Annotated in this window: 13 protein-coding genes; 6 read left to right on the forward strand and 7 right to left on the reverse strand. The window is 66.8% G+C overall.

Annotation, left to right across the window (positions count from 1 at the left end):
* Window positions 1-5: 5 nt before the first annotated feature.
* On the forward strand, window positions 6-908 hold the full coding sequence (locus tag QW861_RS23635; RefSeq protein ID WP_315752644.1) for a YgcG family protein: 903 nt from the start codon (window positions 6-8) through the stop codon (window positions 906-908).
* A gap of 17 nt (window positions 909-925) precedes the next feature.
* Window positions 926-1,423 carry a TPM domain-containing protein gene (locus QW861_RS23640; RefSeq protein ID WP_315713968.1) on the forward strand — a complete coding sequence of 166 codons (498 nt, stop codon included), beginning with the start codon at window positions 926-928 and terminating at the stop codon, window positions 1,421-1,423.
* A gap of 120 nt (window positions 1,424-1,543) precedes the next feature.
* Here QW861_RS23640 and QW861_RS23645 read toward each other — a convergent pair whose 3' ends face one another.
* On the reverse strand, window positions 1,544-2,512 hold the full coding sequence (locus QW861_RS23645) for a YafY family protein (RefSeq protein ID WP_315826052.1): 969 nt from the start codon (window positions 2,510-2,512) through the stop codon (window positions 1,544-1,546).
* Window positions 2,513-2,598: 86 nt separating this feature from the next.
* Between QW861_RS23645 and QW861_RS23650 the strand changes: the two genes are divergently transcribed.
* Window positions 2,599-3,243 (forward strand): glutathione S-transferase family protein, encoded by a 645-nt coding sequence (locus QW861_RS23650; RefSeq protein ID WP_315713970.1) that lies wholly within the window; start codon window positions 2,599-2,601, stop codon window positions 3,241-3,243.
* Window positions 3,244-3,360: 117 nt separating this feature from the next.
* Here the strand turns inward: QW861_RS23650 and QW861_RS23655 are convergent, their stop codons facing one another.
* On the reverse strand, window positions 3,361-4,221 hold the full coding sequence (locus QW861_RS23655; protein ID WP_315752647.1) for a hypothetical protein: 861 nt from the start codon (window positions 4,219-4,221) through the stop codon (window positions 3,361-3,363).
* Window positions 4,222-5,224: 1,003 nt separating this feature from the next.
* Here QW861_RS23655 and QW861_RS23660 point away from each other — a divergent pair.
* Window positions 5,225-7,132: a hypothetical protein gene (locus QW861_RS23660; protein ID WP_316193538.1), complete on the forward strand. Its 1,908-nt coding sequence runs from the start codon at window positions 5,225-5,227 to the stop codon at window positions 7,130-7,132.
* Window positions 7,133-7,260: 128 nt separating this feature from the next.
* Entirely contained in the window at window positions 7,261-8,835 is a 1,575-nt protein-coding gene (locus tag QW861_RS23665) for a hypothetical protein (RefSeq protein ID WP_410052333.1), read from the forward strand.
* A 1-nt stretch (window position 8,836) separates the two neighbouring features.
* Here the strand turns inward: QW861_RS23665 and QW861_RS23670 are convergent, their stop codons facing one another.
* The 3 genes from QW861_RS23670 to QW861_RS23680 form a co-directional block, all read right to left on the reverse strand.
* Window positions 8,837-10,045, reverse strand: a complete 1,209-nt coding sequence (locus QW861_RS23670; RefSeq protein ID WP_315713974.1) for a CoA transferase — start codon at window positions 10,043-10,045, stop codon at window positions 8,837-8,839.
* Between the two features lie 252 nt (window positions 10,046-10,297).
* Entirely contained in the window at window positions 10,298-10,498 is a 201-nt protein-coding gene (locus tag QW861_RS23675; protein ID WP_315713975.1) for a cold-shock protein, read from the reverse strand.
* Window positions 10,499-10,750: 252 nt separating this feature from the next.
* Window positions 10,751-12,478, reverse strand: coding sequence for an adenylate/guanylate cyclase domain-containing protein (locus QW861_RS23680; RefSeq protein ID WP_316193539.1), 1,728 nt, complete (start codon window positions 12,476-12,478; stop codon window positions 10,751-10,753).
* A 224-nt stretch (window positions 12,479-12,702) separates the two neighbouring features.
* On the opposite strand from QW861_RS23680, the gene QW861_RS23685 reads away from it, so the two are divergent.
* Window positions 12,703-14,208 carry a glycosyltransferase family 39 protein gene (locus tag QW861_RS23685; RefSeq protein WP_316193540.1) on the forward strand — a complete coding sequence of 502 codons (1,506 nt, stop codon included), beginning with the start codon at window positions 12,703-12,705 and terminating at the stop codon, window positions 14,206-14,208.
* A gap of 3 nt (window positions 14,209-14,211) precedes the next feature.
* Here QW861_RS23685 and QW861_RS23690 read toward each other — a convergent pair whose 3' ends face one another.
* Together QW861_RS23690 and QW861_RS23695 are read right to left on the reverse strand one after the other, a co-directional pair.
* Window positions 14,212-15,240, reverse strand: a complete 1,029-nt coding sequence (locus tag QW861_RS23690) for a TIGR01620 family protein (RefSeq protein ID WP_315826057.1) — start codon at window positions 15,238-15,240, stop codon at window positions 14,212-14,214.
* Entirely contained in the window at window positions 15,237-16,700 is a 1,464-nt protein-coding gene (locus QW861_RS23695; RefSeq protein WP_315826058.1) for a YcjX family protein, read from the reverse strand. The genes QW861_RS23690 and QW861_RS23695 overlap by 4 nt, the downstream gene beginning before the upstream one ends.
* Window positions 16,701-16,841 lie beyond the last annotated feature (141 nt).

Below are 16,841 nucleotides of genomic sequence, written 5' to 3' on the forward strand. Positions count from 1 at the left end.
GAATCGTGCGCGCGCTGCCCGTCCTCAAGGCGCTGCTTGCGACGCTGTTGGTCTGCCTCGCGACGATCGTGCTGGCGGACGTCGCGGTGCCGCAGCTCACCGGCCGCGTCGTCGACCAGACCGGCACGCTGTCCTCCTCGGAGATCGCAGGCCTCACGCAGAAGCTGAAGGACCTGGAAACCCGCAAGGGGAGCCAGGTCGCGGTGCTGATCGTGCCGACGACGCAGCCGGAGACCATCGAGCAGTTTTCGCTCCGCGTCGCCGAGGCCTGGAAGATCGGGCGCAAGAAGGTCGACGACGGCGCGCTGCTGGTGATCGCCAAGAACGACCGCAAGCTGCGCATCGAGGTCGGCTACGGCCTCGAAGGCAGCCTCACCGACGTCACCGCGCGGCGCATCATCGACGAGGTCATCACGCCAAGATTTCGCAGCGGCGATTTCGCCGGCGGCATCGACGCCGGCGTCGACCGCATCATCGGCGTGATCAATGGCGAGAGTCTGCCGGTGCCGCAGCCGCAGGCCTCGCACGGCACGGATCTTGATATCGACACCATCTCCTCGTTCGCACCTGTCGCCTTCTTCGGTGCGATCTTTATTGGTGGCGTGCTGCGGGCCTTGTTCGGGCGGCTGCTGGGTTCGCTTGCGACCGGCGGCGCGCTGGGGATTCTGACCTGGGTGCTCGTGGGATCGATCACGCTTGCGCTGCTGTCCAGCGTGGCCGGCATCGTCATTGCCTTCATCGCCGGCGGCTTGTCCTCGTCGATGCCGACGTCGGGCGGGCGCCGCGGCAGCGGCTGGTCGAGCGGCTCGTCATCCGGCGGCTGGAGCAGCGGCAGCTCGAGCGACAGCGGCAGCTTCTCGGGCGGCGGCGGCAGTTTTGGTGGCGGCGGCGCCTCGGGCAACTGGTGAGGACGAGGCGCGCGACCATGAGCATCAGGCGGATCGGCCGGCATCTCCTGCATCATCACTGGCAGCTGAAGCGCATCTTCACGCCGGCTGTGCTGGCACGCATCGAGCAGGCGATCAAGGACGGCGAGCGCACCCATGCCGGCCAGCTTCGCTTCGTCGTCGAGGGCGCGCTCGACGGCCGGCCGTTGTGGCGCGACCAGCCGCCGCGCGAGCGCGCGCTGGACATCTTTTCCAACCTGCGGATCTGGGACACCGCGCACAACAATGGCGTCCTGATCTACCTGCTCTTGGCCGATCGCGACGTCGAGATCATCGCCGATCGCGGCATTCATCGACATGTCGGCGCCGAAGGCTGGGAGACGATCTGCCGCGCGATGGAAGCGGAGTTTCGCGCAGGCCGCTTTGAGCGGGGCGTGGTCGATGGCATTGCCGCGGTGTCACGCGAGCTCGCCAGGCACTACCCGCCGCATGCCGGCGATCCCAACGAGCTGCCCGACACACCAGTGGTGCTTTAGCTCCGATCATACCGGTCGCGCTCACTTGCCGGTCGCGCTCATCCTGGCTGGACGTGAGCGCGCACCCCTCTCGCCAATGATGCGGATGGAAAATACGTCCGCAACTCACGCCGTCGCAGCTCATGCGCCGTAGCGTTCCGCCATCGCCCGCGCCAGCTCGGCCATTTTCGCACGCAGCTCGGGCGGGTCGAGCACCTCGGCCTCGGGCCCGAAGCGCAGCAGCTCGCCGGCGGCATGCCACAGCGTCGTTCCGATCGGGATCGTCACGATGCGCCAGCCGTCGGCATCGGTGTCGTCGGCGAGGCGCGTGCGGGCGCGCACGTAAGGCTGGCTCCACACCTCCAGCAGCTTCACACCGAGCGCTGACAGGCGCACCGTCGCCTGCTTCGGATGCAGCTCCGCCTCCAGCCGCTCCGTCGCGGCGCGCCAATAGGCGGCGAGGTCAAAGTCTGCAGGTCGCGCGAAGCACTCGTCGGTCACGGCACAGTCGAGAATGCGCGCGACGCGATAGGTGCGCACGCTGCGCTCGACCTGCCCGGCGAGATACCAATTGCCGCCCTTCAGCACGAGGCCGAGCGGCGCGACGCGGCGGCGCTTCTCGGCACGCCAGGTCTGATAGCGGACGTCGACCATGACGTCGCGGAGCAGGGCGTCGGCAATGGCGCGCAGATGCGTCGGCTCCTCGGACTCGCCGAACCAGCCAGGCGCGTCGAGATGGAAGCGCGCCTGCATGCGGCCGGCATTGGCGCGCAGGCTTTGCGGCAGTGCCGCCACCAGCTTGGTCTGCGCCGCGCTCATCGCGCCATCGAGCCCGAGCGCGGCGGCGGGGCCCGGCAGGCCCGCCATGAACAGTGCGTCGGTTTCCGTCGGCGACAGCCCGTTCAGCCGCACGCGATAGCCGTCGAGCAGGCGGAATCCGCCTTCGGCGCCGCGCTCGGCATAGACCGGGATGCCCGCCGCGGCGAGCGCGTCGATGTCGCGATAGATCGTGCGCACCGAGACCTCGCAGGCGCCTGCGAGTTCGGGCGCCGTGACCTGTCCCTTGGCCTGCAAGGTGGTGAGGATGGAGAGCAGCCGGCTCGCGCGCATGCCCTTCTTTAAACATACCTGACACACCTTGTCAGGTATGGTGTGCGACAAGCCAGCACCGCAGCCGGCAATGGGAGGACACCATCATGACCGCCGACGACAAGATCACGCTGTATTACTCGCCGCAGACCCGCGCCGCCGGCACCCGCGTCCTGCTCGAGGAGCTGGGCGCGCCCTACGATCTGCATGTCCTCAACATGAAGGCGGGCGAGCAGCGCAAGCCGGAGTTCCTGGCCGTCAATCCGCTCGGCAAGGTGCCGACGATCGGACATCGCGGCCAGATCGTGACCGAGCAGGTCGCGATCTTCATCTATCTCGCCGATCTGTTTCCGCAAGCGGGCCTGACGCCGGCGCTCGATGATGCCATGCGCGGGCCCTATCTGCGCTGGATCGCCTATTACGGTGCGTCGTTCGAGCCCGCCGTGATCGACCATTTCATGAAGCGCGAACCGGCCCCGATCACGCAGTCACCCTATGCCGACTACGATACGATGCTGGGCGCGCTGGAGCAGCAGCTCGCCAAGGGGCCGTATCTCCTCGGCGAGCGCATGACCGCCGCCGACGTGTTGTGGGGCGTCGCCTTCAACTGGACCATGATGTTCGGCGTCGTGCCGCGCAAGGACGTGTTCGCGCGTTACGCCGAGCGCATCACCCAGCGTCCGGCGTTCCAGCGCGTCACCGCCGCGGATGCCGAGATGGCGGCCCAGCACGCGGCCGCCACCGGCGTTTGAGCGCCAGCATTGACGCAATCGAGCGAGGTCCCGCCGGCAACGGGACCTCACTGATGTGATTGCACGTTGTCCGGCAGGCGCAGCTCGCCAAATGCCGGGTTTCCCGCGGCGGCGTCGCTAGTTCAGGCTGATCCCCGTGAGCGGCGTGCCGTCGACGCCGTTGTTGCTGATTGCGTTGTTCTTGAAGGACGAGACGGAGCCGCCGCCGGTCTGGACGACGCCGTTGGAATTGCCCTGGATGACGGAATTTCCCAACGTCACGATGGCGCCGCTGCCGCTCGCCAGAACGCCGGTGTTGTTGAACTCGGAGGTCAGCCGGTCGAGAAACACGCCCATCCCCGGCTTTCCGGCCGGGACCGTGGCGGATATCCCGGCATTGCCATTTTCGATGGCCTTGGTGTTCGAGACGAGCACGCTGATCGCGCTGCTCGAATTCGCGGTCGAGACCGTGACGCCGAACGCGGACGCCTTGAGCGAGGAGTCCGCGATCACCACCTGGGCCGCACCGGTCGGCGCGACCGAGATCGCGCTTTGCGAGAAGTTCTCGAAGGTACAGTTCTCGACGACGAGCTTTCGGCCGGCCAGGAAATTGACGCCATTGAGGCCGAGGGTCGTGCCGGCGCCGTTGATGCTCAAATTGCGCAGGATGATGACGTCGTTGGCGCCGGCATTCACGTTGATGCCGTTGGTCGCCGATGCCAGGATCGAGGCCATCGTCCCCCCGCCGTCGATCGTGATCGATTTGGTGATCGTGACGGCGCCGTAGCCGCCGGGATCGAGCACGTCGATCTCACCGCCCGCGGCGGTCTTCGAGATCGCTCCGGCGAAGGTCTTGCAGGGCGCCGTGCGGCTGCACGGGTTGACGTCGTCGCCGACGCCGGACACCCAGGTCCGCGTCGCCTGCGCGTGAGCCCCTGGCGAGGCAAGGATCAAAAACGCGGCGCACAAAAATCCGATCGAAGAAATGAGCTTTCGCATGAGCGCTCCCCTTGAAATGCTGGAAATGAAAAATAGCCCGAACGCAGAGTGTTAGTCTACGAAAGCAACCAGAGCGTTCATCGAAAACGGCGGGCTGTACGGGACATTATGCAATCGGTGGTTGCCGCTTCGGCCGGAGGTGATTTCGCTGACGGTGCACGCCTTCCATCTGTCGATTGCATTGCAGGACTACAACATTCGCGAGCCTGCAGTCGCCCATCGCCCACCCACCCGACGGGCAATTCCGGCAATCCGTCCATGCGCCAACTGCCCGTCGAGCCAGTTTGTCGCATGTGTGCCGCCTTGCAGCGTCGGGCAAATCACGACGATGATCCCGGCCATCCCGTTCGCGATGAGGAGGGGCGGCTCGGCCGATCGTCACGAGGCGTAGCAGCGGGGAGCGGTGGCCGTATCAGGCTTGGGGCTCTGCGCGAGCGGGCCGGCGAGCAAGCGAGGTACGGACGGTCAAGTCGTAGGGTCCTGGCATCCCGACGCCGATGCCAAGTTCGCATGCAGGCTTCGCCTCGTGCGGATGACGGTGACCAGAAAGCCCGGCGCACCGGGGAGACTACGAAGCAGCCGTAACACCATCGCGCAGGGAAGGCTGGGTCGCTCCGGCTGAACCTGTGGTTCCTGCCCCGTGCAATCTTTCCGCACGGGGGCCACGGGTGCCAGTCGGCACCCGGCCTTCCCTGCGCCCTCCGACTGACGAGGAGGGAATGATCGGCAAAGCTCGGGCGCAATCGCGCCGCGAGAGCGGCTCCGTTTGACGCCGCGTCGACCGCGCTGCGCCGCGTGCCGATCGAGCTTGCTGCCCCCGGGCGCGTCCGCCAGAGCTGAATAATCGGGCAACGTCCGCCACATCTGCTCCACTTTGTCGGCGCAAATCCGCCCCGTATGAATCCCTAAAACTCAGGTAAGCCTTCCAAAAGTAAGATTTTGGCAATCAATCGAACGCTAACTAAGGTTACCAAGTGCTCAACGTCATGCGGAGACTCTGAACGTGAGCGACCAAAAGCCCGAACGGGCCAGCCTTGGCGTGGCCGGTACCACTGGCAAGGCCAGTGCGAGTGTCGACCCGATGCCGAAGACATCCGCAGTCCCCGATGCAGTCGATCTGGCCGTGCCTGCGATCGCGACCGTCGCCCCGCCCATGATCGCGCCGGATCACGAAGCGCCGGCGGCTGACCGTCCGGGCATCGACCCGAAGGCGAAGATCGTGGAAGCGGTGACCGCGCCCGAGCCACAGCCGGAGGCCAGCCAGTCCGAGATCAAGACCGAGGTGATGGCCGACACCGAGATCGGGACGACCAAGGTCGAGCCGGTCAAGCCCGAGCAGGTCAAGGTCGAAACCCTCACGGCCGAGCAGGAAAAAATCGAGCCCTCCAAGATCGAAGCGGTGAAGCCGGAGCGAGCCAAACCCGAGCCCGCGCGGCTCGACCTGGTCAAGTCCGACAAGGGCAAATCCGACAAGGTCAAGCCGGAGCTGACCAAGCCCCAGGCGGTGGGGGGCAACGTTGCGGCGCCGGGCAAAGTCGAAGCTGCAGTAGCCTCGAGTGCTGCGAAACCTCCCTCGACGATCCTGGATCTGATCAGGACGGAGCCGGTCAAGTCGGACCCGATCAAGACGGCTGCGGCCGGTGAGCTCCTCAAGGTCGAGACACCAAAGCTGTCGATGCTCGCGGCCAATGCGCCGAAAGTCGGCCCGATGGCAGCGGCCGCGCCGAAGCCGGAGACGGCCATCAAGCCGGACGCGCCGATCAAGTCGGTGGCTGCCACCAAGACAGAAGCCGTCGTTCGGCCTGAGCCGGCTGCCAAGCCGGAGACTGTTGCCAAGTCGGAGCCCGTTGCCAAGCAGGCATCCGCGGCCAAACCCGGGGCGTCCGCGACGCGCCCGGTCACGCCAGTCCAGGCGGATGCCGGACCGGCGACCAGGGCGGGTGCTTTTGCCGCGGTCGACAAGGCCGCGGCCTGGGCCAAAGCGAAGTTCAAGACCGAGCCCTTCAAGTTCAATGCGGCGTCCAAGCCGGCGGCCGCTGCCGCAACGGCGGCCAGCACGGCCGCTGCGGGAGCGACGCTGCCACCTCCGCAGCCGGGCCAGACCCCGCCGCCGCATGCCGTGAACGGCAGGCTCGGCCTACCGGCCATGGCTGCGATCCTGCTGCTGTCGATGGTTGTCGGCGGCGTTGCCGGTGGTCTGGTCACGGCCAAATTCGTCACGCGCTCCGGCGGCGGCGACGCGGCCGATGCGACGGCCGGCGAGGCTGCGGATTCCACGCTTGGCGCGACCGTGGCGCGAATCGACAATGATGTCGCCGCGCTGAAGGCGAGCCTCGACCAGACCAATCAGACGAGCCTCGTCGAGCTCAACAAGTCCGCGGAGCGTCTCGACCGGCTCGAGAAGATCCTCGGTGATCTGTCGACGAAATCGTCGGCCAAGCCGAGCGAGTTGCAGCGTCTGAGCGAGGCCGTGGACCGGCTGCGCGCCGCGCAGGCGTCCGCGACCGCGCAAGCCCCCGCGCGTGACAGCGCCGCGTCCGCGCCGCAGGCGGTGGGGGCGATCAATGCGGCGGCGCCGCCCGCGGGCGTGGCGAGCCGGGCCGACGCGGCCAGGACCACCGAGGCAGCCAGGACCGAAGCAGCAAGGGCAGAGGCGAGCCGGGCCGAGCCGGCCAGGGCGGAGACCGCTCGCCCCGAGCCGAACCGCACGGAGGCCACCAAGCCCAAGGTCGTCGAGGGCTGGGTGCTGCGCGACGTCGGTCGTGGCGGCGCGCTGATCGAGGGCCGCGGTGGCCTCTACGAGGTCTATGCCGGCGATCCCGTGCCGGGCCTCGGCAAGGTCGACGCGATTCGCAAGCAGGACGGTCGCTGGGTGGTCGTCACCACCAAGGGGCTTGTCGTCGCGCGCTGACGGACCATCTGTTTTTGGAGACGAATCTGGACGAGGCGCCTCACCGCGACGTGAGGCGCCTCGTCGCACAATTGTCCGAAGCCGCCCGCCTTTCGGCTATCTTCGAGGACTAGCAGGCCCTCAATTGCATGTTCGTGGAAGTGAGGAGGCGCGTCTTGCGACTGTCGGTATTCGGCCTTGTCATGCTGTGCTGCGGCCCGCTCGCTCATGCGGACGAGAGCCCGCCGGTCGAGCGCGGCGCCGCCATCCTCGAGCCGTTCGCGCTGCGTGAGCTCGACAACGGCGCGTTCGGCCTCGGGAAGATGCTTGCGCACGCCAGTGATGCGCCGCTGACCGACGCGGCGTTGTTTGCGCTGCCGTCGATGATGCCCGTACGCAAGGCGCTCGACACGGAGTTCGACCGCTACGTCGACAAGCACAAGACGACGTTGCCGAACGAGAGCATCGGCATCGGTACGTCCTACGCGTTCCAGCTGTTCGACCGCACTGTGCTCGATTCGCCCGATGCCCGCTTCGTGCTGGCCGGCGTCGTCAATCGCATGGATCGCGCCTTCGTCGATCCCGACCATTGCGGCGAGGTGCGGCTGTTGTACCGCCTGACGCGGACCACGCCGCCCGAGGCCAAAGATGGCGAGGTCGCCTCGCCGCGGCTGCCGATGACGCTCAACATCGTGCTCAAGGCGCGCAGCGATGCGGAGGCCAAGAGCAATTCGCCGAGTTGTGCCGAGATCGCCAAGCGGTGGCTGGCGACGTCCGATCTGCAACTGACCGGGCCTGAGCTTGCCGCGAAGCTGACGGCGCCGGACGGCCCGCTGGCGCTGATCAGGTCGGAGAACATCCATCGCATCGAGACCAACCTGCAGATCGCGCATGCGCCGAAATCGGCGATCCGCGATTTCCGCACCGACTACATGATGAAGGTGTTCGACTATCAGGCCGCGAGCGGGACGTTCGAGGAGGCGGTGCTGGAGGATCAGGTCGATCGCGACCGGCTGCTGGCGGATGCCGCGCTGGCGCGCGAGTTCAAGGCCTGGCTGCTCGACCCCGTCCATCTCGGTGAGCTCGACCGCGGCACCGCGGTGATCCCCGAGCAGTTCCTGGCCAAGGTTGCGGTGGCGCCGACCCCGGTCGGATTCGTCAATTCCGATCTGCTGCCGGCCTACGGGCTGGTGCAGGGGAGCGCGGCCGGGCAGGGCGCGGTGTTCACCGAGGCCGACGTGGTCGGTGCGCTGGAGAAGGCGGCCGCGCAGGGCATCGTGCTGCAGAACATCCGGTCGGTCGCGGGCTTCGAGCGACGCCTCAACGATTCGAGCTGCGGCGGCTGCCATCAGACCCGCGGCATCGGCGGCTTTCACTTTCCCGGCGTCGACTGGATGGCGGAGAAGCCGTCCAACACCGTCGTGGTGCCGGGCTCGCCGCACTTCTTCGGCGACCAGGTCCGCCGGCGCGACATCCTTACCGCCTTTGCCGAGGGGCGGACTCCGGATTTCTCGCGCGGCTTCGCCAGCCGCCCGCAATTGCGCGGCAGCGATGAGCTCGCCGGCACGGTCTACAACGACGGCTGGGGCGGGCATTGCTACGCGAGCCACGCCGCGGCCGAGGACAACGACAAGAGCTTCTCGAGCTGGACCTGCGCCGCGAACCTGTCCTGTCAGACCGGCCCGGCGACGCGGTTCGGCATGTGCTTCATCGCGACGCGCTAGCTCAGGCCACCGCACCGCGCGCGCGCAGGTCGCGGATGGCCTCGTCGTCGAAGCCGGCGCTGCGCAGGATCTCGTCGCTGTGCTGGCCTATGCCGGGCGGCTTGCGCGGGGTGACCTTGCGCTGGCCGTCGATGAAGATCGGGCTGTTGACCGTCAGCATGGTGTCGTTCTCGAACGGCACCAGCACCTCGTTCTCGATCATCTGCCTGTCGTTTGGAATGTCGTCGAGAATCCCGACCACCCCGAACACGAGCCCGCTGCCGTCGAGGATCCGGCGCCATTCGGCCAGCGGCCTGGTCGCGAACACCGCGTCGAACTCGTGGATCAGTTCGACCGAGCGGGCGTGGCGATCAGCCTTGGTGACGAAGCGCGGATCGTCGATCAGCTCCTCCCGGCCGAGGCAGCGGGCGAGGATCGGCCACTGCTTCTCCTCATTGAGGAGCGACAGCATGATCCAGCGGCCGTCCTGGCATTTGTAGTGATTGGCGACTGCGTTCAGCGCGCGTTCGCGCGGCCGCCGCTCGACGAAGGTCGCGCCGCAAAGCTTGGCCTGAGCAAGCACGGAGGCCGCCCAGACCCCGTTGGCCATCAGGTTGGAGGCGACGTGGCAGCCCTTGCCGGTCTTCTCGCGCTGGTAAAGCGCCGTGACGATCGCGCCATAGAACGCCATTGCGCAGGGGTGGTCGCCCATCCCGGCGACGGAGCGGGCGGGTGTCGTGCTCTCGTCGGCACGGACCAGGTCCATCAGTCCGGAGCGCGCCCAATAGGCATTGCTATCGAAGCCGGGTTTGTCGGCTTCCTCGCCTTTCTCGCCATACCCGGTAAACGACGCATAGATCAGCCGCGGATTGAGCGGCGCCAGCTTTTCGTGGGTGAGGCCGAGCTTGGCGCGGACCGACGGCGGGAAATTGGTGATGAAGACATCGGCTTCACTTACCAGCCGTTGCAGCACGGTCTGCGCTTCCGGCTTCGACAGGTCGAGTGCGAGGCTGCGCTTGTTGCGGGCTTCGAGATACCACGCGTAGTTATGCTCGCTGCGCGGATAGCCCGGCAGGTTCGGCAGGTTGCGGTAGGGATCGCCGGCGCCGGGCGGCTCGATCTTGATGACGTCAGCGCCGAAATCGGAAAGAACGGTGGCGGCTGCGGGGGCCGCGATGAAGCTCGCGCAGTCCAGCACCTTCAGGCCATGGAAAATGCCCTTGTCGTCCATGTTGCGTCGCTCCCGTCGCTTGTTTCCGCGCGCTGGAATTACGTTGCCGGCGCGGTTCGAGGCGCATTTGACCCGGGTCGGGCGGGTGAGGCAATGGCGGGGAGGGAGCTGAAACTACAAACAAACGCAAAGATGTGATCAGGAGCGGGCACCGCTCCTGTCTATTTCGACGTGTCGACAATCATGCTGGCTTGGTGAGGGAAACGATCGCGCCGAATAGCCGCGAGGCGGAATGGCGCGCCAATTGATCCGCTACACTTTCAGGTTCTCGGCCGAACTCCTGCCGCGGTTGGCAATCTCGTCGTACTCGATGGTCTGGCCCTCGTTGAGGGTCGCCAGCCCGGCCTTCTGCACTGCGGAGATGTGAACGAAAATGTCCTTGCCCCCGGCCGCGGGCTGGATGAAGCCATAGCCCTTGGTCGGGTTGAACCACTTGACCGTACCTTTAGCCATACGTCGCCTCCGCGGGACCAATCCGAGTACGAGCCGCGGTCCCCGCAAACCGTCAGGCCCGGAATTCGAGACTACTGCGGTTGTGACAGGCGTGATAGCGCAAACAGCGGGCGGTTTTGGCCCGAAATGATCGATATCGTGGCGACTTTGCGGCTTTTGACCGCAGTGCCACCGTTCCGCCAGTCACCGCGGACCCGCTGCAACCGTTCTCGGTATGACAGCGCGGGCTGCAAAGAGGTTCAACGCAACTTGTCATGCAGCCGTCCCCTCGTCCGAGAGCATTGCGAGTTCAGCGGCGTCCATGGCCGTCCTGACGCGCATCGGCTCGGCGCGGCCGCGAATCTCGACCTCGCGCTGCGGCAGCACGTCGGAGCCGAGTCGCGCCCGCGCGTAGACCTCGTCCGAGATGATGACCTGGCAGCCGAGGGTCTTCGTCATGTCTTGCAGTCGTGACGCGACGTTGACGGCATCGCCCAGCGCGGTGAACACCATGTGGTCCCGATAGCCGATCTCGCCCACGATCACCTCGCCGCCGTGAATGCCGATGCCGAAGCGGATCGGGTCATGCAGATCATGGCTGAGGAACGCGTTCAGCTCGGCGATGTTGGCCGCGATGTCACGCGCCGCCTGGATCGCCTGGCCGCAGGCGACATGTGAATCGGTGGCTAGTCCGAACAGCGCGAGCATACCGTCACCGACGAACTGATTGGGCTGCCCGCCATTCGCCAGCACGGCCTGGGAGACGGCGCTGAGGAAGCGGTTGACGATGAACACCACGTCGAACGGCAGCCGTTTCTCAGCGAGGCCGGTCGATCCACGCATGTCGACGAACAGGCTGACGAGGTAGCGCTCCTGCCCGATTCCGGCGCGCGAGCTGCCGCGCTCGCCGGGTGTCGGGTTCGGCATGAACAGTTGGAAGAATGAAAGATCGCCGGTGGGGCGCAACTGGCAGGCCAGCCTGACCGACGGGTCCGCCGCGCCGATCTGCGCGAGCACGAAGGCCTCGCGAGGCGAGGGCGGCGGCAGCGCGCCGGGATCTCCGATCACCCTGATGCGGCAGGTCGAGCAACGTGCGCGGCCGCCGCACATGCTGGCATGCGGTACGTTGTTGCGCAGACTGGCCTCGAGCACGGACAAACCCTTTGGCACCCGGATGGAGCGGCCATTGTTGTAGGATAGCGTGACCATGCCGCCACGTCGCTCATGCACCGCGCGCACGCCGCGCGCGGCGAGCGCCAAGCCGATCAGGCCGCCATAGCCGACCAAGAAGCCGTTCATGATGGTCTCCAGCACCGCCTGTTCAGATGGCGTGCCGGTCTGCCTTAATGAAAGATTTTCGGCGCGCCACCGCGGTGTTGCGTTGGCGGCGATGACGTCTCGGCCCCCACGATAGAAGCCGAGCAGCGCCAGCGCCGGGAGCAGCACGGCGCAGGCGAGCAGCCACGGCGCCGCGCGCTTGTAGAACGGCTTGAGCCGCAGCCAGAAGTGCAGCCCGATGCAGCCATGCGTCCATGACGTCAGCAGGGCTGCCGACATCAACCAGATCCGCCAGGACGGGCCGGTCCAATACGAGTACAGAACCTGCGGGTACAGCTTCTCCTGTCCGTACAGGGTCTGTCCGATGCGGACGCCGGCGATGTGGCTGAAGATCAGCGCCGGAATGCTTAGGCCGAGCAGCAGTTGCAGCGGCTCCATCGTGTTGCGGCTGAATTGCCGGCGCTGATAAAGCGCCCACACGCCGAGCCCGCCATGGGTAAGAGCGGCCGCATAGAACAGCACGGCGATCGGAAGAAACTGCCAGAACGCCACATGATAGGACACGCCCTCGGCGAGCGCCTGCAGCGAGATGTTGCCGAGCGCATGGTTGAAAAAATGACTGAGCAGGTAGCTGAAGAGTATGAAGCCGCAGATCAGCCGCACCTGCCGCACACCGATGCCGCGACAGGTCGACCGCAAACGATGGTAAATCGAAATGGTCATGTGGTCCGTATGATCTGGAGCCGCAATGCTAGAGATTTATTCCCTGTTGTCCTAGAGGGCTGGTGGCGGCGGTCATCCGGCGGCGCGAGCTGCGCGCGAACGTTGACTCGCCCGGCGGAGTCGGGGAAAAGCACCGCGTGACGGCCATTTCCCCAGGCATCGACAGCCCAAAGTCTCGATCCACGCGCGCTGCGTGGCTGATGGCTGCGGCCGTGATCGCAAGCATGACGATCATCCGCATCGTCTATGCCGGGACGCTCGATCTGCGCACCGACGAGGCCTATTACTGGACCTGGTCGAAGGAGCTGCAGCTCTGCTTCCTCGATCATCCGCCCATGATCGCCTGGTTCATCCGGCTGGGCACTGCCCTGTTCGGCGATACCAATCTCGGCGTTCGCTTTGCCGGCATCCTCGCGATGGGGGTGACGCAGCTCCTGCTCGCCGACATCGTTCGCCGTACCACTCACGATATGCGGGCCGTGATCCTCGCGGTGCTGCTGCCCGAGGCCGCGCTCTACTATGGCCTGCTGATGGCCAAGGTGGCGCCGGACGTCGCGGCGATCCCGTTTGCACTCGCGGTGATCTGGGCGCTGGTGCGCCTCGCCGAGAGCGGCGATGAACGCTGGTGGCTCGCCGCCGGACTGTTCGGCGGACTGGCGTTGTTGTCCAAATTCACGGTGGTCATGCTGCTGCCGGGCGTGGCGGCGTTCCTGCTCGTTCCGGCCTGGCGCAGCCGCTGGCTTCTCAGTCCCTATCCATGGTGCGGAGCATTGATTGCGCTGGCGGTGTTCTCGCCGGTGCTGATCTGGAACGTACAGCACGACTGGGCCTCGTTCCGCTTCCAGTTCGTTCGCGCCACCGCGCCGCATGAGTTTTCGTTGCGGACGCTTGGCGATTATCTCGGATTGCAGTTCGGACAGGTCGGCTTCGTCCTGCTGCCGGTCACATTGTCGGCGCTGAGTTTCACGGCCTGGCGCGGCTACCGCACGCGTGAGCCGGTCGCCATCCTGCTGTCGACGGCGGTGCTGGTGCCGTTTCTCTACTTCCTCTGGAAATCGTTTACCTTGCGGATCGGCGACACCTGGCCGATGTTCATGTGGCCGATCGGGTTTGCGGCGGTCGCGATCAACATCGTCAAGCTGCCGCAGGACGGCGCGTCCGCCTGGTTCGTCCGATCGACCGTGCGCTGGGCGCGGATCGCCGTCGTCAGCGGCATTGCCATGGTGGTCCTGATCTTTCTCTACTATGTCGTCGCGCCGTGGAATTTTCTCGGGCGGGCCGATCCGATCGGCGCCGAGGCGGGCTATCAGCAGGTGGCGTCGCGGGTCGAGCAGGAGCTGCAAAAGACCGGCGCGACCTGGATCGCGACCTCCGACTATCGCACCTATGCGATGATGCGGTGGTTCTTTCGCGGCCGCGTGCCGGTGCTCCAGATCAACGAGCGGGCCCGCTTCATCGGCTTCCGTGATCCTGGCATGGACCTGATCGCAGGACATGCCGGCCTCTATGTCGTGCGCGAGCCGGACAATACCGGCCCGCTGCTGGCGGACACGACCGCGCACCGCGAGCCGCTCGGACACGTCGAGCGGAGCTGGCGCGGCCGCGTCATGGACAGTTACGCGTTCGGCAGGCTGACGGGCTGGACTCCTGAACTGGCGCCGCCACCGGACTCGCCATTGTACCAATGGCGCTGGCTCGCCGGCGCCCTCGATTCCACGCCGCGGGCCTGAGCCTCATTCCCGGTCGTCCTGCTTGCGCAGCAGATCCTTGGCGAGATCCGCCAGCGCCGGCCGCGGCAGCGCGGCGAACGGCATCGGCCGCGTCACGTCGATGGCCGCGAGGCCGAGCCGCGCCGTGAGCAGTCCGTTGAGCACGCCTTCGCCGAGCCGCTGCGACAGTTTTGCCGCGATGCCATGGCCCAGCACCTGCTGGATCAGGCTGTCGCTCGCGGCCATGCCGCCGGTGATGGCGAGATGCGCGACGACGTGGCGCAACAGGCTGATCATGCCAAGCGCGCCGGGACGGCCGCCATAGAGCCGCGCGAGCTGCCGGATCATCCGCAAGCTTGCCACGAAGACGAACAGCACGTCGATCAGCGCGCGCGGGCTCACGGCCGTGACCACGGAAACCCGTTGCGCCGCAACCGACACCAGACGCCGCGCCTCGCTGTCGAGCGGCGCCATCAGCTCGCGCTCGGCAAGCTTGATCATGTCGCCGCCGTCGATGATGTCGTCGGCGTGGCCGGCGAGCGCGGCACGCGGACGCGCCAGGCGGGGATTGGCATGTGCGATCCGCAACAGCTCGGCGACCACTTCGCGGCTCTCGGCGCGATCGTCGGACAGCAGCACCGCGGCCGCGCGCTGGTGCAGCTTCTCGATGGTGGCGAGACGCACCAGCCCGTAAGTCTCTCGGGCAATGACGGCCGCCAATGCGATCGCGGCTGCGGCCGCGAACCCCGCGCCGACATAGCCGAGGGCCTCGCTGCGTGCGAACAGATCCTCGATCAGTCTGACGACGCCGAGGCCGAGGCCGAGCAGGACGAGGCCTGCGACCGAGCCCCAAAAAAGTGCGCCCCAGCCGAAGCTGCGCCGCGCCGGCAGGACGGTCTCGACCGGCACCGGCAATTGCGCCGGATCAGCCTCTGGCGTGACCTGGATGGTGCCGCGGCCCGGCCGGGCGGCCTCTTCGGCATCGACCACGACGACGTCGGGATCATCGAGCCGGAAGGTCTGGGGACGACGATGCTTGGCGCGTTCGCTCATTGCAGCCGGTCTCCGATCAGGAACTGAAGGGCGCGGTCCATGCGGATATGGGGCAAAGCGGGCTCGCCGCCAGGATCGGGGGCCAGCAAAGGCGGACGGAAGCGAAGAAAGCGGAAGTCGGTGCCGTCGGCGGCGGCGCTCGACAGGCCGCGATAGGCGCCGCCCTTGAACAGCTCCTCTGCATCGGCCGGCAGCTCGCCCGGAAAGGTTGCCACCTCGGTGTCGCCGTCGAAGATCTCGCCATTGGCGCTTTCGCCGGCCGCCGGCGTGCCAAGCAGCGACGGCAGCTTGTCGCGGCCGCGGGCGACCAGCGCCTCGCGCGTCGCCCTGACGGCGGCCAGCGCCACCACGTCGATTGCGGCGCCCGTGCTCTCGGCTCGGGCCACCGCGCGGTTGACCGCGCGCCGCAGCACAGCTTCGAGCCGGTCGTGGCTGGTGTGATGCAGATGGTCGGCCTTGGTCGCCGCGAACAGGATGCGGTCGATGCGCGGCCGAAACAGCGCCGTCAGCATGTTTCCGCGTCCGACGCGGAAGCAATCGAGAATGCCGGTCAGCGCGGCCTCGAGATCGTGCAGCGCCTCGGGGCCGGCATTGAACGCCGCCAGCGCGTCGACCAGCACGATCTGGCGATCGAGCCGGGCGAAATGGTCGCGAAAGAACGGCCTGACAACGATGTCCTTGTAGGACTCGTAGCGGCGCGCCATCATCGCCCATAGCGAGCCGGCCGGCGCCTGGCCGTCGGCCGGGACATCGAGCGGCGCGAAGGTCAGCGCCGGCGAGCCCGCGAGATTCCCCGGCATCAGGAAGCGGCCGGGCGGCAGCAGGCTCATGGCGAAGCGCTCGTCGCGGCAGGCACGCAAGTAGTCGGTGAACAGCCGTGCGGCCTCAAGTGTCGCCGACTCGTCCTCGCGGCCTTCGGGGGCGAGCGTCGCCAGATGCGCGTGCCAGTCCTTGGCGACATGCGCGCGCGGCTCGCTGCGCGACAGCGCGAGGCTTTCCCGCGCCCACTGCTCATAGCTCTTGTTCAGCAGCGGCAGGTCGAGCAGCCATTCGCCGGGATAGTCGACGATGTCGAGCGTGAGCGTCCGCTCGGCGCCATTGGCGCGCTGGAATTCGATCACCAGTCTGAGCTCGCTGATGTCGACGGTCGAGCTCGGCCAGCGTCGCTCGGTGACCAGCGCCCGCATATGGCTCTCATAGGCAAAGCGCGGCACGCCGTCGTCGGGTTGCGGCGTCAGATATGCGCGGGCGATGCGGCCCGATGCCAAGGCCTCGAACACCGGCATGCGCCCGCCGCGAACGAGGTCGTGGATCAGCGCCGTGATGAACACGGTCTTACCGGCCCGCGACAGCCCGGTGACGCCAAGGCGGACGGTCGGGTTGAGGAAGCTCTCGCCATAATCGAGCAGGGCACGGGCCGACAGCCGCGCTTCCTCGACGAGTTCGGAAAAGGTCACCATGGGAGGAGGGGAATTCGCCAGTTGAAAAGGGCGTGAGCGATTTTTGACAGGTGGCGATGCAAAACGCCGGATTCAAGCTCACAATTCCGGCCCGTTTCCGGATAGAACCAGACTTTGAACGGAACGTTGACCACTGGAAAC

The organism is Bradyrhizobium sp. SZCCHNRI1029 (assembly GCF_032487555.1).
Taxonomy (GTDB): Bacteria; Pseudomonadota; Alphaproteobacteria; order Rhizobiales; family Xanthobacteraceae; genus Bradyrhizobium.

Bases quoted from the DNA above. Each gene is read 5' to 3' on its own strand.
- QW861_RS23655 (WP_315752647.1), bottom strand. From the start codon at position 4,221: ATGCGAAAGCTCATTTCTTCGATCGGATTTTTGTGCGCCGCGTTTTTG.
- QW861_RS23650 (WP_315713970.1), top strand. From the start codon at position 2,599: ATGACCGCCGACGACAAGATCACGCTGTATTACTCGCCGCAGACCCGC.
- QW861_RS23680 (WP_316193539.1), bottom strand. From the start codon at position 12,478: ATGACCATTTCGATTTACCATCGTTTGCGGTCGACCTGTCGCGGCATC.
- QW861_RS23670 (WP_315713974.1), bottom strand. From the start codon at position 10,045: ATGGACGACAAGGGCATTTTCCATGGCCTGAAGGTGCTGGACTGCGCG.
- QW861_RS23675 (WP_315713975.1), bottom strand. From the start codon at position 10,498: ATGGCTAAAGGTACGGTCAAGTGGTTCAACCCGACCAAGGGCTATGGC.
- QW861_RS23640 (WP_315713968.1), top strand. From the start codon at position 926: ATGAGCATCAGGCGGATCGGCCGGCATCTCCTGCATCATCACTGGCAG.
- QW861_RS23685 (WP_316193540.1), top strand. From the start codon at position 12,703: ATGACGATCATCCGCATCGTCTATGCCGGGACGCTCGATCTGCGCACC.
- QW861_RS23690 (WP_315826057.1), bottom strand. From the start codon at position 15,240: ATGAGCGAACGCGCCAAGCATCGTCGTCCCCAGACCTTCCGGCTCGAT.
- QW861_RS23665 (WP_410052333.1), top strand. From the start codon at position 7,261: ATGTTCGTGGAAGTGAGGAGGCGCGTCTTGCGACTGTCGGTATTCGGC.
- QW861_RS23695 (WP_315826058.1), bottom strand. From the start codon at position 16,700: ATGGTGACCTTTTCCGAACTCGTCGAGGAAGCGCGGCTGTCGGCCCGT.
- QW861_RS23645 (WP_315826052.1), bottom strand. From the start codon at position 2,512: ATGCGCGCGAGCCGGCTGCTCTCCATCCTCACCACCTTGCAGGCCAAG.